Source organism: Wolinella succinogenes DSM 1740, assembly GCF_000196135.1.
GTDB lineage: Bacteria > Campylobacterota > Campylobacteria > Campylobacterales > Helicobacteraceae > Wolinella > Wolinella succinogenes.
Window position 1 is genome coordinate 1,354,967 of record NC_005090.1, and the last position, 15,403, is coordinate 1,370,369.

The 15,403-nt window shown below is 50.7% G+C and carries 12 protein-coding genes; 1 reads left to right on the forward strand and 11 read right to left on the reverse strand.

The window, feature by feature from the left end; genetic code table 11:
- Positions 1-26: 26 nt before the first annotated feature.
- The 11 genes from WS_RS06750 to exbB form a co-directional block, all read right to left on the reverse strand.
- On the reverse strand, positions 27-1,418 hold the full coding sequence (locus tag WS_RS06750) for an efflux transporter outer membrane subunit (RefSeq protein ID WP_011139265.1): 1,392 nt from the start codon (positions 1,416-1,418) through the stop codon (positions 27-29).
- Between the two features lie 21 nt (positions 1,419-1,439).
- Positions 1,440-3,371 carry a MacB family efflux pump subunit gene (locus WS_RS06755; RefSeq protein ID WP_011139266.1) on the reverse strand — a complete coding sequence of 644 codons (1,932 nt, stop codon included), beginning with the start codon at positions 3,369-3,371 and terminating at the stop codon, positions 1,440-1,442.
- Positions 3,371-4,558, reverse strand: a complete 1,188-nt coding sequence (locus tag WS_RS06760) for an efflux RND transporter periplasmic adaptor subunit (RefSeq protein WP_081454379.1) — start codon at positions 4,556-4,558, stop codon at positions 3,371-3,373. The genes WS_RS06755 and WS_RS06760 overlap by 1 nt, the downstream gene beginning before the upstream one ends.
- Positions 4,559-4,690: 132 nt before the next feature.
- Positions 4,691-7,075 (reverse strand): ferric-rhodotorulic acid/ferric-coprogen receptor FhuE, encoded by a 2,385-nt coding sequence (fhuE, locus tag WS_RS06765; protein ID WP_011139268.1) that lies wholly within the window; start codon positions 7,073-7,075, stop codon positions 4,691-4,693.
- A 91-nt stretch (positions 7,076-7,166) separates the two neighbouring features.
- Positions 7,167-8,129, reverse strand: coding sequence for a FecR family protein (locus tag WS_RS06770; protein ID WP_011139269.1), 963 nt, complete (start codon positions 8,127-8,129; stop codon positions 7,167-7,169).
- Positions 8,126-8,599 carry a sigma-70 family RNA polymerase sigma factor gene (locus WS_RS06775; RefSeq protein ID WP_011139270.1) on the reverse strand — a complete coding sequence of 158 codons (474 nt, stop codon included), beginning with the start codon at positions 8,597-8,599 and terminating at the stop codon, positions 8,126-8,128. The genes WS_RS06770 and WS_RS06775 overlap by 4 nt, the downstream gene beginning before the upstream one ends.
- Before the next feature lie 15 nt (positions 8,600-8,614).
- A complete protein-coding gene (locus tag WS_RS06780) occupies positions 8,615-9,055 on the reverse strand; it encodes a hypothetical protein (RefSeq protein ID WP_011139271.1) in 441 nt (146 codons plus the stop codon).
- Between the two features lie 14 nt (positions 9,056-9,069).
- Positions 9,070-11,184, reverse strand: a complete 2,115-nt coding sequence (locus tag WS_RS06785; RefSeq protein ID WP_011139272.1) for a TonB-dependent receptor plug domain-containing protein — start codon at positions 11,182-11,184, stop codon at positions 9,070-9,072.
- Between the two features lie 106 nt (positions 11,185-11,290).
- Entirely contained in the window at positions 11,291-11,965 is a 675-nt protein-coding gene (locus WS_RS10675) for an energy transducer TonB (RefSeq protein ID WP_049770668.1), read from the reverse strand.
- 19 nt (positions 11,966-11,984) lie between these two features.
- Positions 11,985-12,368 (reverse strand): TonB system transport protein ExbD, encoded by a 384-nt coding sequence (gene exbD, locus WS_RS06795; RefSeq protein WP_011139274.1) that lies wholly within the window; start codon positions 12,366-12,368, stop codon positions 11,985-11,987.
- Positions 12,358-12,786: a TonB-system energizer ExbB gene (exbB, locus tag WS_RS06800; RefSeq protein ID WP_011139275.1), complete on the reverse strand. Its 429-nt coding sequence runs from the start codon at positions 12,784-12,786 to the stop codon at positions 12,358-12,360. Before exbB ends, exbD begins: the two co-directional genes overlap by 11 nt.
- Positions 12,787-12,995: 209 nt before the next feature.
- On the opposite strand from exbB, the gene WS_RS06805 reads away from it, so the two are divergent.
- Positions 12,996-15,398, forward strand: a complete 2,403-nt coding sequence (locus WS_RS06805) for a DmsA/YnfE/YnfF family dimethyl sulfoxide reductase (protein WP_011139276.1) — start codon at positions 12,996-12,998, stop codon at positions 15,396-15,398.
- The last annotated feature ends 5 nt before the right edge of the window (positions 15,399-15,403 follow it).

A 15,403-nucleotide genomic window follows, 5' to 3' on the forward strand; every position in this document is an offset into this window, starting at 1 on the left:
TATTTATTAAGAACAAAAAAGCGATTTTACTCGCTCTTTTGCCATCCACCCCCTAGGGCTTTATGAAGAGAGAGGAGCGCCAAGAGATGAGTCAAACGCTGTTGAACCCCTTGATCTTGGGCACTAAAAAGAGTCTTTTGAGAATCAAGCAGCACAGAGACATCAATGAGCCCCTCTTTGTAACGAATCTCTGCCAAACCAAGAGAGCGCTTGGATTGCGCGATCAGCTCCTCTTGAATCTTCTCCCGTTCGGCTCCATAATAAACCGCATTGAGGGCATCTTCGACCTCTTTAAGCGCCACAAGAATCGTCTTTTTATAGCTCTCTAGCGCCACTCTGGCTTTGGATTGCTCTGCTAGGAGGGCGTAGCGGAGCTTTCCTCCATCCAAGAGATTCTGCGTCACCCCAAGAGAGAGTGAGAGCGTGGAGGTGGGGTCGGCCAAAGAGAGGAGCGATTCGCTCGCAACTCCTCCTGCGCCCGTGAGCGAAAAAGTGGGAAAAAGCGAAGCATAGGCCACATCCACAAGAGCCTCATTGGCCTCTATCTGCGCTAGAGCCGAAGCCACATCAGGACGAGCCCTCAAAATATCCGAGGGCACGCCCGCCTCCACTCTTGGAATCAAGACCCTCTCTAGACGCGCCCCTGCAAGAGCGAATCCTTGGGGTGCTTGCCCTGTAAGAATCGCCAGAGCGCTCCAATATTGGCGCTCCTCTAGCTCAAGTGACTTTAGGCTGGCTTTCTGAGAGAGAAGGGTTGAAGTTTGAGAGCTCACATCCAGCGCACTCACTGCTCCTTGGCGATAGCGCTCTTGAACAATTTTCAAAAGCCGCTCCGCAATCGCTAGGTTTTCCCTCGCTAACTCCAAGCGCTCTTGGGTGGCAATGTATCGAAAATAGCCCTCCGCCACACCCGCAATAAGACTCAATTTAATCGTCTCATAATCATAGCGATTCACCTTCAAAGTGGCTTCTGCCGCCCTCTTTGAAGCCCTGATTTTGCCCCAAAGATCAAGCTCATAAGAGAGCGATAAAGAGGCGCTGCTGGCGTGTGAGGAATCAAACTGGCTGCTTCCCTTGGGCGCGCTCGCCTTCTCTCCGCTGCTTCCTAAGAGCCCAAGCGAAGGAAAGAGCGAAGCTCCCGCCACTTTGAGCGACAGCTCCGCCTGCTCTATCTTCTCAGCCGCGCTCAAAAGATCAGGACTTAAAGCCAAAGCCTCCTCAATGAGGCGCTCCAGCTCTCTAGAGCCAAAATGGCTCCACCAAAGCGGAGAGATTCCTTCTAGTGCACCAATGGAGCGCTCATATTGCGAGGGCAACACCACTTCTTCGGGCTTGATTGGCTCCCCTCGACTCGCACACCCCGCCCCCATGATCGCCACGCACAAGCCAGAGACGATGAGTCTGATTCTATATTTCAAATACTTCTCCTTTATCCAAACTCACTCCGAAGCGAGTGCGACCACAGGGTCTAATCGGGCGGCCTTGCGAGCTGGCAGATAGCCAAAGAGCAATCCTGTCACAAAAGCGCATCCAAACGCCCAAACAATAGGCATAAGCGAGTAATAGACAGGTGTGCCAAGACCCTCTATGAGCGCACTCACTCCTAGCCCTATCACCACACCAATCAAGCCCCCAAGCGCCGAAACCACAACCGCCTCAATCAGAAACTGCTGAAGGATATGGCGCATTCGTGCGCCCGTGGCGATACGGATTCCTATCTCTTTGGTGCGCTCTGTCACGCTCACTAGCATGATATTCATCACCCCAATTCCCCCCACCAGCAACGAAATCGCCGCGATAGACCCTAAAAGAATTGTGAGCGTGTTTTGCGTCTGGGTCACATCCTCGATCAAAGAGGCCATATTGCGAATCCGAAAATCTTCAATTCCCCCATGGCGAGCCAAAAGCAGTGAGTGAATCTCTCTCTCCGTCTCACCCATCCTAGAGAGATCGTCCACGGCCACCGTGATATTGCGGAGGAATTTTTGACCGATGAGATGGAGGCTCCCTGTTGTATAGGGGACTAAAATCACATCATCCTCATCCTCTCCGCTAGCCGAAGCCCCTCGATTAGACATCACGCCAATGATTTGAAACATAATATTGTCCACCAAAATAAAACGCCCTAAGGCATCCTCCTCCCCAAAAAGCGCCTTCTCCACCGTCTTCCCCAGCACCACCACTTTGGCGTAGCTCTTCTCGTCCTCCTCGGTGAAAAAAACTCCTTTGCCAAGAGGCCAATTCCGCACCTTTGTGAAGTGCGAGGAGGTGGCATTGAGCGAAGTGCTTTGGTCGTTGTTGCCATATCTAGTCGTGACGCTTTTTTTGTTCTCTGGCATTGCAGCGATGATATTATCTAGCTCCATGATTGCTTCCATATCTTCAGGAATCAAAGTGGCAATATTTGAAAATCCTCTAGAGTTTGGCATCCCTGGACGAATCACAAGAATATTCGTCCCCATGGCGCTGATACGCTCCAAAACCGCGTTTTTTGCTCCATCTCCAATAGCCAACATCACAATGACTGAGGCGACCCCGATGACGATTCCAAGAAGCGTGAGCACGGTGCGAAAAAGATTCATTTTGAGTGAGCGAAACGCCATCTTCATCGCCTCAAAAAGCTCCAAAAGAATCGAAGAGTGACGCACACCAAAAGGGGAGCGAACCTGGTTGGATTCTCTTATTACGGGCTCTTGGCGATGGGTGATCTGGCCATCCTTCATCTCGATCACACGATTGGCGTGCGAGGCGACATGAGAATCGTGCGTGATCAAAATGATCGTATGCCCTTGGCGCGAAAGCTCCATGAGCAGCTGCATCACCTCTTCACCGCTCCGACTGTCCAGCGCCCCTGTTGGCTCATCCGCTAAAATCACGCGCCCCCCATTCATAAGCGCCCTAGCAATGGAGACGCGTTGCTGCTGTCCTCCAGAGAGCTGAGAAGGGCGATGATGGAGCCTCTCGCCAAGCCCCAAAGAGCCAAGAAGCTCCTCCGCCCTCTTCTCTCGCTCAACGATTCCAGCCCCCGCATAAATCGCAGGCACCTCAACATTTTCGCGCGCATCTAGAGCGTGAATCAGGTGATAGCTCTGAAAGATAAAGCCAAACTCTTCACGCCGAAGCTGGGCAAGGTCATCTCGATGGAGCAAAGAGACGCTCTCGCCCCTAAAGAGATACTCCCCTTGGCTTGGTCTATCTAGACAACCCAAAATATTCATCAAAGTTGATTTGCCCGAGCCCGAAGCCCCCATGATAGCGACAAACTCACCAGGGTAGATTTGGAGGTCGATTCCCTTTAAAACCTCAACCGCCAATCCTCCTAGGTTAAAAACACGCGAGACCCCTTTGAGTTCAATAAGAGGCTTTTGCATTAAAACATCCTAGGCGGAGGCACACCACCCCCTTGACGCTCCTTAGCGCTTCCACCCCCTACGGGCTTCACGCCCCCTACCATCACGCGCTCGCCCTCTTTGACTCCAGAGAGAATCTCCGCCTGCAAGCGACTGGTGACTCCAACCTCCACCATTCGTTCCTCAATAGCCCCTTCTAGTGTCACGACACGAACGATTCCCTGTTTGGTCTTTTTACCCCTTTGAAGCTCTAGCGCACCCATGGGCACCAACAGGACATCTTTGACCGAAGAGACGACAAAAAAGACCTGCGTGGTCATATCACTCATCAATCGTCCCTCAGGATTCTCCACATCAAAGAGGGCGTTATAGAGTACGACATTGTTGGTGGTGGTCGGGGTAGGCTCAACCTTATCTAGCTGGCTCATCCATCGCTTATCGCTCCCTAGCGTGGTGAAATAGACCCCCATTCCTTTGCGAAGTCTATTGACATCTGCCTCAGAGACCTGAGCCTTGATCGTCATCACCGAGAGATCAGCGATACGAAGAATCGTTGGAGCCTGTTGGTTGGTGTTGAGCGTCTGCCCTTGACGAGCCGTGATAGAGACAATCGTGCCCGTCATGGGAGCGTAGATTTGGGTGTAGTTGAGATTCGCCTCATCGGCGCGCAAGGTCGATTCGAGCTGCTCAATCTGCGCCTTGATCATCTCTAGTTGCGCCAAAGAGGATTTCCAAGTCGCTTCAGCGCTTTGATACGATTCAAGACTCGTGGCATCACTCTCATAGAGCCCTTTTTGACGGCGATAGTTAAGTTCGGCCAAAACCAACTGAGCCTCTTTGTCGATCTTCTGGGCTTTTTGATATTTGAGTTGGGCACGGCTTGCATCCACCTTGGCTTTATAGACCGTCACATCAATCTCGGCGAGCAGATCACCCTCTTTGACATAGTCACCCACTTGCACATGAATGCGCCGCAACTGCCCTGAAACTTGAGCGCCCACATCCACATACTCTCTTGGCTGAATCGTCCCCGTCGCACTCACGAGATTCTCAATATCCCCTCGCACAACAACTGCGCTAGGAGGAGCGCTCTTGGCACCACGATCACGCCCCACTCCTCCATAGTAGTAGAGAGCCGCCCCTATCAACAGAGCCGCTAAACCTATCCATCCCCAGCACCAACGGTGCCTCACACACAAAGATGCCATAAAGCTCCTCGATAAAACAAAAAAGAATCATTCCCATGATTTTATATAGAATCATCCAAGGGGTGGATTAAAAAAGAGATTCTCGCCTTGGGAAACTAGCCAAAACCAAGGCGAGAAGAGAAGAGTGGAAGATTAAAATTTATACTTTATCGTCAAGAGGGCATTTCGGGGGGCTCCATACGCCAATTGATCATAAAAGCCAACATTGGTGTAGTACTTTTTGTCAAAAAGATTGTTGAGGTTGAGTTGCGCCGAAAACTCCTTGGTGAACTCATATCGAGCCATGAGATTCGCCACCGCAAAAGAGGATTGAGCGATCTCTTCGCTAGCGAGCGTGACGGGATTGGTGGTTAGCGCGTAGCTTCGACTCTCCCAATTCACGCCCCCTCCAACCGTTAGCTTCTCCATCATGGGCAGGCGATAGGTGGTGAAAATCTTTGCCATTCTTTTGGGGTGCTGCGTATTGATCTCCGCTCCATTGGCATCTTGAGTTGAAAAGATTTGAGAGTAGCCCAAAAAGAGATTCCACCCCTCGCCAATCTCGCCTGAAACATCCAGCTCAAATCCCTCACTTTTGGTGCCTTTAGCGGCTTCATGGATGGATTTTCCCGTCACGGGATTGAGCCCCACAAGTTGAGCTAGATTATCCTGCAAGATTCGATAGAGGGTGAATCCTGCATTCAATTTGCCTTCAAAAAACTCTCCCTTGATTCCTGCCTCATAGGTCTCCCCTGTGATCGGATCAAGATAGTTCCCGCTCGCATCTTGGGCATCTTGCGGAGTGAAAATATCCGTGTAGCTCACATAGAGAGAGAAGATATCATTGAGATCATAGATCAAGCCCGCATAGGGGGTGAGGGTGTCGTTGTGCTTATAGCTAAAGCCATTTCCCCACGAAACGCCCTCTCTCTCCCAATAACTCAATCGACTTCCCGCAATGAGCCAGAGGGAATCGGCCAAAGAGAATCGCGCCACTCCATAAAGAGCATTTTGTTTGGTGGTGTAATCCTCGCTAAGGCTCCGATCTCCCCATGCAGGCTCCGCATAGGAGCCATCCCATCCAAAGAAACTTCCAACCAGAGGAGCGCCGCTTCCGCTGTAGCTATAATCCTTGAAATCCTGCTTGGAGTGCGAGAGCCCCCATCCAATCTCATGGGTTCGACCAAGAATCTCCACAGGTCCATTCACCTGCAACACCACATCATCCTGCTCTCTTAAAACATCGTATCGAGCCGCCGAGGCACCAAGTCCCAATCCTGTGCTTTTATCCACGGTACCCGAGAGATAGAGCAGCTTCATGTTGGCCTCATTTTTGGTTCGACTCAAAGCGAGTTTCATGCGCCAATCATTCTCCCATCGATGATTCAAGTCAGCGAAGTAGGTCGTGTGTGCGGTTGCCCATGAAGACCATTGGGCTGCGGTGGTTTTGGAACGATCCCAATCCGTCCTCGTGCCATCGCTATACCAAGAGGGCAAGCCTCCCCATGTGGAGCCCAAAGGTTTGTTTTCTTGGTAGCTTGCCCCTACACTTAGACGCGTTAGAGGGGTGATATCCATATCCACCACTCCATAAAAGACACTCTTCTCCTCGCTAAGCAGATCCATAAAAGAATCTTTGTCCCTGTAGGAGCCGACTACGCGTGCACGAATCGTGCCTTCGGCATTGAGCGGCGTGGTCACATCCACCGTCCCCTGGTAATCATCCCAAGAGCCCACTCCTCCCACCACACTTCCTGTAAACTCTTTACTATCGGCGTGCTTACGAACAAGATTGACCGCGGCGGAGGGATTTCCTGCCCCGCTCATAAGACCTGTCGCTCCTCGCACAATCTCCACGCGATCATAAATCGCTGTATCCATGAGCGTCTCGCCCGCGCTCCATCCCGTAGACCAGTTTTTGGAGATTCCATCAATTTGAATATTGTCAATATCAAAACCTCTAGCCGAAAAACCCGAACGACTGCTATCATAGAGCCTAGAGGAGATTCCTATGGTGTTGTTGACCACATCCGTGAGGGTCTCTAGCCCCTGATCTTCGATTCTTTGACGAGTCATGACGCTCACGGATTGCGGGGTGTCGCGCGCTGATAATCCCAAGCCCGTTGCAGTGGACATCGACTTCATGGTGTAGGATTGGCTCTTCTCGCTGGAGCGATTCTCTGAATCGGCTTGCACCTTGACCGCCTTCAAAGTTTGAGCGTTAAGCAAGGAAATCTTTTGGATGATGATTGTATCCCCTTCGATTCGCCCCTCCAAGCCGCTCCCCTCTAGCAACCTCCGTAGCGCTTCTGAAATCTCCATCCTTCCCGAAACCTCTTGAGATTGTTTCCCCTCAACAATCTCAGAAGCAAAGATTAGCTGCATCTTCGCCTCTTGGGCGAGCTCTTTGAGGGATTGAGCTAGAGACTTAGGGGCGATATTCACGCTCACCTCGGCGGCCACTAGCCATGTGGGCGTAGCCAGCGCCAATATAGCGCTTAACGCTAAGTGTTTCAAATTGATTTGAGATGCTTGCATCTAGACGACTCCTAACTAAGATTGAGAATAATTCTCATACAGTAGAAGACGCTTAAGAGGGGTCAAAACCTGACCTCCATCCAAAAAAAAATTATCGCTGCCCCAGCGAAGAGATACTCTGTCCGCCTCCTGCCTCGCTTCTCACTCTCACGGGGATGATTTTGGGCAGAGCACGGACGAAGCTATCAAGGCGCCTGATCTCAAAGCTCCCCGTGATCCTCATCCTTTTTGCCCCTTCATCTTCCAGCACAATTCCTGTCTCTCCATATCTGGCAAACTCATCAATCGCCTCTTGCAAGGTCACCTCATCAAACTCAAGCCGACCCGCCAAAAAAGGAATCGTTCCCAAAAAGAGCCCTTCTCGCTTAATGATTCCTCCATCACCTTTGATTCTCACTCCTTCGCCCCCAGAGAGCTCTTCAAAAAAGCGATATTCATCCTCGCTAAATCGCTGCCCCACTCTCACTCGCCCCTCTTCGACCGCCACGCTCACACCCTCTTTCAGGTGACGCACGCCAAATTTTGTCCCCACAACCTCCACCGCCAAGTCACCCGCTAGCACCCGAAAGGGTCGTTTGGCACTCTTGCTCACCTCAAAAGCTGCCTGCCCCTCTTCTAGCCTCACCTCTCGGCGATTCTTATAGAATCGAACCCAAACGCGACTCGCGGTATCTAGCACCAAATGGCTCCCATCAGGAAGCTCCACCTCTCTTAGCTCGCCTCTTTGAGTGGCATAATGCCCCTCAAAACTTGGCTGCCCCTCTCTCCATTGTAATCCCGCCACCAGCAGCATACAGGCAAACATTGCCACAACAATTCCCTTTTGCCACGCTCGGCGATTCTTTGGAGTCTCGTATTGGGGATTATTGGCGGCTCTGTTTTTAAGAGGAAGTGAATCAAGCGCTCTCCATGTCCTTTTCATGCGCTCTAAGGCCGCTTGATGCTCAGGCGATTCCCCTAGCCAAGCCTCAAAATCGACCTTTTGCGCCTCATCCAATCCCTCATTGCACCGCACCCACCATGTGGCCGCCTCTTCTCGAATAAGCTCGCTCATCTCTTCTTCTCCGCCTCTTCTAGGGCTCGCTCACACTCTAGGAGCGCCTTGATGATATGCTTCTCGACCATATTCTTGCTAATTCCCATCTTCTCGGCCACCTCTGCTTGGGAGAAGCCCTCTAGCTTGTGAAGCACAAAGGCCTCCTTGCATCGAGGCGGCAGGGAATCAATAGCCCTAAGAAGCGTCTCTTGAAGCTCGAAACTCTCCTCTCCCTGCCACTCCTGCACGCAAGCCCTCGCCTGCTCATGAAGAAGATTCTCTTGGCGCCGATTCCTGCGATATTCATCCACGGCGATATTTTTTGCCGTTTTATAGAGGAGTGCCCTAGGCTTGGCGATAGGAATCTCCTTGGCTTGGAGTGAAAGGACGCGCGCGTAGGCCTCCTGAACAACATCTGAAGCAAGATGAATATCGCCCAAGCTCTTCTGAAAATAGCCCAAAAGCTCTCGATAGTAAGCCTCTAACAATTCATTCCTTGAAAACTATTTTTTAGCCGCTTTGTTAAGCTCCAGCACCTTCTGCCACTGCTCTGGTGTTAGCACCTCTTGAAAAATGCCAATCACTTCAAGCTTCACATCCATCGCCTCTCGCTTCAAAACCGCCACCTCGTCCATGAGCTTTTTGATCTCTTCTTTCTCACGCTTTTGATCGATTAGGCGTCCGATTCGCTTCTCAAGCAAAAATGCCTCTTGCATCTTCACCTGATAGTGTTCATGCATTAGAGGGCGAACCCTCTCCATGATCTTTGCCACCTGCTCACCCGAGAGATCCAGCGCGCCCGTGCGAACATATTTGTTAGGCATATCAACTTTGACTAGATCGCTCACGCTAAGCGAGCTCTTCTTCTCCTCTTTGACCTCTCCCTGTGCTGGAGCCGCCAAGAGTCCCGCGCTCATGCATAGAGCCAATACAACTCCTCTCATCCCTTCTCCTTTGATTAAAAGTTATATCGTGCGCCAAGATAGAAGAAGAGCCCAGGGTCTCCTCCAAGAATCGTTGGCACTTTTCGATCAAGCAGATTGTCAATTCCGCCAAAAATCTCTCCCCCTTTGACAAAAGAGGGGGAATAGCTCGCCTTGAGCCCCACTAGCGTAAAGCTTCCCACTTTTTCCTCTTCGGAAATGTATTGTTCACCGATGGTTCGGCTCATGAGCCTGAAACTCCAAGCCTCTAAAGGCGTCCACTCGATAGAAAGATTGGTTAGAGTTTTTGGCACATTCATGAGCTTGATATCTTCAGCCTTATTCATCGCATCGATATAGCTAAATGCTCCCTCGATCCACCAATCCTCATGGAGCATGATTCCAAGCGAATTCTCCACCCCTTTGATCTCAGCTTCGCTCACGTTCCTAAAGGTGTTGTAGGCGATACCACTCACCGCACCGACCTCTTGCACCTGCTCGATTTTGTTGTCCACTTTGGTCTTGAAGATTCCAAGATCATACTTCCATCGCTCTCCTCGTGTCGTGATTCCTGCTTCAAAGGTGTCACTGCTCTCGGCTTTAAGCGTGCTGGCGGTTGTTTTGTCCAGCGTAAGTACCTCAGAGCCTAACATTGCGCGCCCTTGGGGATTGATTTGATTCACATAGAGCACCCTATCATCGGGCGCTTTAAAGCCTTGGGCGTAGTTAAAGCGGAGCTTGGTTTTATCGCTCAAAGAGTAGATTAATCCACCTTGGAATGAGGTCTGATTCTCCCCAATGGAGGTGCGATCATAACGCGCGCCATAGACGAGATTAAGATCTGGGGTGAGTCGCCATTCATGTTGCGCGTAGGCTGATTTGTAGTTACGATCATTAACGTTATAGGCGGTCGATTCGACATCATTGGTGCGATACTCCGCTCCTGTGGTGAGGGTATGCTCTGGACTAGGATTCCATGTCGCCATCAACTCATGACTCCACTGCTCCATCGTGGTGATGTTGGTGGAGTTTGCCGAGGCAGCAGAGCTCGCATAACCCAAGTCTGCGTAGATAAGAGAGTAGATGTTGCGATATTTTTTATATTTGGTGTAATCCGCGGTGTATCGAAGGTCTAGCTCTCTAGCCACCTCCCAATCCAAAATCGCCGCCACATCAAAGCGTTCATTGTCATCTCTCCACTCAGCAGGAGTGTTAAAGACCATGATTTTATTGGCGCCGTTGTAGTAGTTGCTTGGGTAGTTAGCGGCGATATAACGGCTGTGTCGATCCTCTTTCATGTAGTTGGCTTCGATTCGGAGCGAAGCATTCTCGGCGAGCCTTTGACGAATCGCGCCCCCTGCAGTGAAGACCTCCGCATCATCTCGATAATCCACCTCAGCTCCATACGAATCTTTCACATTGTTTCGTATGGGAGCAAAGACACCCCCCGTGGTGGCAGAGGGCTTGCGATCAATTCCTGCCTGCCTCACAAGCACATTCGCCACCTCTTGCTCGGCGTAGGGATTACGATCAAGTGCGTTCGCATAGGCCCTAAAAGAGGTTCGCTCATCTCCACCATAGAGTTGAAGATCAAAAAGAGATTTTGACCCCTTCCCGTGCGAATTGGTGCCCCCACTCACTTCGATTCTTCCGCCTAGCCCCTCTTGAGGGCGCTTGGTGATGATATTCACCACTCCCCCTAAAGCATCAGAGCCATAAAGCACGCTAGAGGGTCCTTTGATGATCTCGATGCGCTCAATGATTCCTGCAGGGATTCTCTCTAATTCGTAGGTGTTGCTAAACTCCCCTTTGATTCGGCGGCCATCGAGCAAAAAGAGAGCGTTGTCTTGCGATAAACCGCGCATAACCATCCCCCTGCCATCGGGTGAAACATAGACTCCAGCGCTATTTTCAAGCGCCTCCCTAAGCGTGCTCGCCCCAAGCTTCTCAATCTCTTCTTGCGTGATGATGAGCGAAGCCATAGGGGTCTCCTCGACCCATCTCTCTTGTTTGGTGGCGGTGGTCACCTTGATGGGCTCTAGTTTTTCGATCACCCCCTCTTCGCTTGCCCCCAAAGACGAGGCCACAAATGCTGGCAAAGCGATAGCCAAAATGCCCCTTCCCCTTGTGCGACTTCCAACTTTTTGCACAGAATCTCTCCTTACTGTTTTATAATGAGAATGAATTCTATTACTAAATAATAAGGAGTAACTTAAAGATTAAAAAATTCTAAATAATAAGAATTAGTAATATTACCTAGAGTAACTCATACGCGATAGGGACTTGGATTTTGATTCGCCGATTAGGCGAAGGAAAGTCTGCTGAAGCCTTTTTGAGCACTTCCATAGCGTGACCATCTAAAAGCGTATAGCCTGATCCCCTCACCACTTTCACCCACGAGAGCTCTCCATTATCCTTGAGCCCAAACTCAAGCACCACTTCACCCTCCATCTTCATTCGGATGGCTTGACGCGGATAGCTTTTGTGCTTAAGAATCGCCGCATAAATCCTCTCCAAAAGCGCCCTATCTGTTTCCATTGTGGCCGTCGCTTCCCCCTGGGGGAGGATAGAGCTTGGAGCAGGGGCACTCGAGGTTGCAACATTCACCTCTTGGGGATGGCTCTCCGCCACAGCAGGGCTCTCCTCTAAAATGGGCTCCTCCTTGGGAACAGGCACAGGAGTCTGCTTGACCACGGGCTTGGGTTTAGGCTTTGGAAGCTCTTTTTTCACCTCCTTGGGAGGGGGTGGAGGAGGGGTCTCTTTCACAGGCTCAGGCGGAGGAGGAGTCTCTTGTTTGGGCGCAGATTCAATCTTTGCCAAAGAGAGCGTGATGGTCTGACCTGGAGCTTGGAGTTTGAGTGTCTCCTCAGGAAAAAAGAGGATTCCCGAAATGAGTGCAGAGTGGATGAGGCAAGAGGCCCAAAGCCCCATCCAAAACCTAGAAGGAGGATTAGGATTGCTGTTTGGCGACGATTTGGAGGTTTTCATGTCCCTTAGCCTTTAGTATATCCACGACTTGGATGAAGATATCAAACTTGCTCTCCTTGTCGCTTTTCAAAACCACAGGAAAATCCTTGGTCAAAGGGGCGAGCTTGGCGCGAAGCTCATCAAGCGTCACCTTGGTCTCGTCCACAAAAAGTTCATTATCCGCATTGATCACAATCTCAAGCTTCCGATCAAATGGCTTTGTCTCGGCCGATGAAGCCTCAGGCAGATCAACTTTGATCTTCCCTTGTGCAATAAAAGTGGAGATCGTCAAAACAATCGCCAAAAGCACCAGCATCACATCGATAAAGGGGACAATATTGAGCCCTTCAGGTCGCTTAAGCCGCATGATCGAGGCTCTTCCATGCGGCGATATGAACATCCACTTTGCGCAGACACGCCGTGTAGACGATCAGCGTAGGAATCGCCACCAAAAGCCCAAGTGCAGTCGCTTTGAGCGCCAAAGAGAGTCCGATGAGCACCGCATTAGTGTCAATTCCTGCGCCACTACCCATGTCATAAAAGGTGACCATGATTCCAATCACAGTGCCAAGCAGGCCAATATAGGGAGCGTTTGAGCCGATAATGGAAAGAATCGTAAGATTCTGTGTCAAGTCATTTTCGAGCTGATTCACATCTTTATACCGATCAACTTTGATGTTTTTGTAATAGAGGAATCGCTCAATCGCGTATGCTAGCGCCAAAAGGCTCATGAAGCCCAAAATACCGAAAATCGCGTGATCCATGTAAGCTTTAATCAAGTGCATTGAGAGACCTTTGGGGGAGTTTAGTTTCGACCTTTGGGCGGATAGTAGCACAAAGCGGATTATATTTCAATAATCGTTCCTAAAATCGTTCCTAAACGCTCTTCTTCAGCGGATTTCATCACTGATAATGCACGACATTTTTTCCCCATTTTTTCCCAATACAATCCTCTCTGAACACCATCGATTCATCGATCACTCAAGGAGCGAATATGCATCTTATCAATCGACGACAATTCTTACAATGGAGCGGGGCACTAGGCGGGGGTATCGCCGCTGGAGCACTCCTTCCCCTCCCCTCGCTTGCCCAAAAAGAGTCACTCTCCAAGGGGGAAAACGAGGAGATGAAGTGGGCAGGATGCGCCATCAACTGCGGAAGCAAATGTCCTTTACGCGTCTTTGTCAAAGAGGGGAAAATCACGCGAATCGAGACAGACAACACCCAAGAAGATGAGTTTGGAGCTCACCAAGTGCGAGCCTGCGTGAGAGGTAGATCGAGCCGATTCAAAGTTTACAACCCCAATCGACTTCTCTACCCCCTCAAACGCGTTGGCAAGCGGGGCGAGGGCAAATTTGTCCGAATCAGCTGGGAAGAGGCGATAGAGACGATCGCTCAAAAACTCCTTCAGGTGAAGGAGAAATATGGCAACGAGGCAATCTATGTCAACTACGCCACAGGCACCACGGGAGGCATCATGTCTCGCTGCACCAAGGGACCTTGGGCGAGACTCCTAGCGCAATTTGGCGGTCATCTCAACTACTACAACTCCTACTCTACCGCCCAAATCACGGATGGACTCAAACACTTCTATGGCACAAGCGCGGGGAGTGATATCGCCAACATCGCCCACTCCAAGCTGGTAGTGATGTTTGGCAACAATCCCGTGGAGACCCGTATGAGTGGGGGCGGAACAGGCTACTCCTACAAAGAGGCACTCCAAAAAAGTGGCGCTAAAATCATCCATTTCGATCCTCGCTATTCTGATAGCATGGTTGGGGCATGCGATGAGTGGATTCCCATTGCACCAGGCACTGATGCGGCACTCATCGCGGCAATGGCGTATGTGATGATCAATGAAGACCTTCATGACAAGGCTTTTTTAGATCGATACTGCGTGGGATTCTCTCGCGAAACCCTGCCCGATTCCGCCCCAGAAAATAGCTCATACGAGGATTATGTGATGGGAAGAGGAGAGGATCAAACGCCCAAAACTCCCGAATGGGCAGAGAGAATCACCAAGATTCCCGCTCAGACGATTCGACGCTTGGCCAAAGAGATTGCCACCACCAAACCCTGCTTCATCGCCCAAGGATGGGGTGCTCAACGACAATTCAATGGGGAACAGAGCAGCCGTGCCATCGCCACGCTAGCGGCCATGACGGGCAATATTGGCATGCTAGGAGGCAACAATGGAGCTAGAGAGACCTCCACTCTCTCCATTGATCCTGCGTGGCTCCCCTCCAAAAACCCCATTAAAGATTCAATCTCCTGCTTCCTTTGGACGGATGCGATTTTGCACGGCGAAGAGATGACGGATATCAAAGATGGCGTGCGCGGCACTCAAAAGCTCAAAAGCTCGATTAAATTTCTTTGGAATACGGGCGGAAACTGCCTCATCAACCAGCACAGCGACAGCAATCGCACGGCCAAGATTCTCGAAGATGAGACGCTATGCGAGATGATCGTAGATATCAACATCGTCCGAACTCCAAGCAATCGATACGCCGACATCATCCTCCCTGATGCAACCCATCTTGAACAAGAAGATTTCATTCGTGCTAGCGCAGGCTACTCCAGCGACCGCCCCTATGTCATCTACTGCCAAAAAGCGATCGAACCTTTGGGTGAGTGCAAGGGTGTCTATGAGATGTGCACTCTTTTGGCTGAGCGGCTAGGAGGAGAGTCTTTTAAAGCAGAATTCACCGAGGGACGCACCCAAGTGGAGTGGCTGGAGCATCTATGGAATCAGACACGCGCGAAAAAACCTGAGCTTCCAAGCTTTGAGGAGATGCGCCAGAGAGGACTCTACAAAGCCCCGCGCGCGAAAAAACCCAAGGTGATGTTTGAGGGGTTTGTGCAAAATCCTGAGGCCAATCCGCTCAAAACCCCCTCAGGCAAAATCGAAATCTATAGCGAAGAGCTTGCTCAAAAGGCAGCAACTTGGATTCTGCCCGAAGGAGCAAAGATCACTCCGCTTCCTGAGTTCATCAACACCAAAGAGGGGCCTTTGGATCCGGCCAGAGAGCAGTTTCCTCTGCAATTTTTTGGCTATCACTACAAGGGCACGACTCACTCTAGCTTTTGGGAGAGTGCGCCTATTCGAGAAATCAACCCCCATGAGGCATGGATTAATCCCATGGATGCCAAAGCTAGAGGAATCAAAACGGGCGATAGAGTGCTTGTATTCAATCGCTTTGGCAAGATCATCGTCACCGCCAAAGTCACCCCCAAGATCATGCCGGGAGTCTCCGTCTGCCACCAAGGCGGCTGGTACAAGCCCAAAAACGGAATCGACGAGGGGGGATGCATCAACACTCTCACCACGCTTGAGCCAAGCCCTATCGCCAAAGGGAATCCTCAACACTCGATTTTGGTACAGATTCGTAAAGTGTAAGTGAA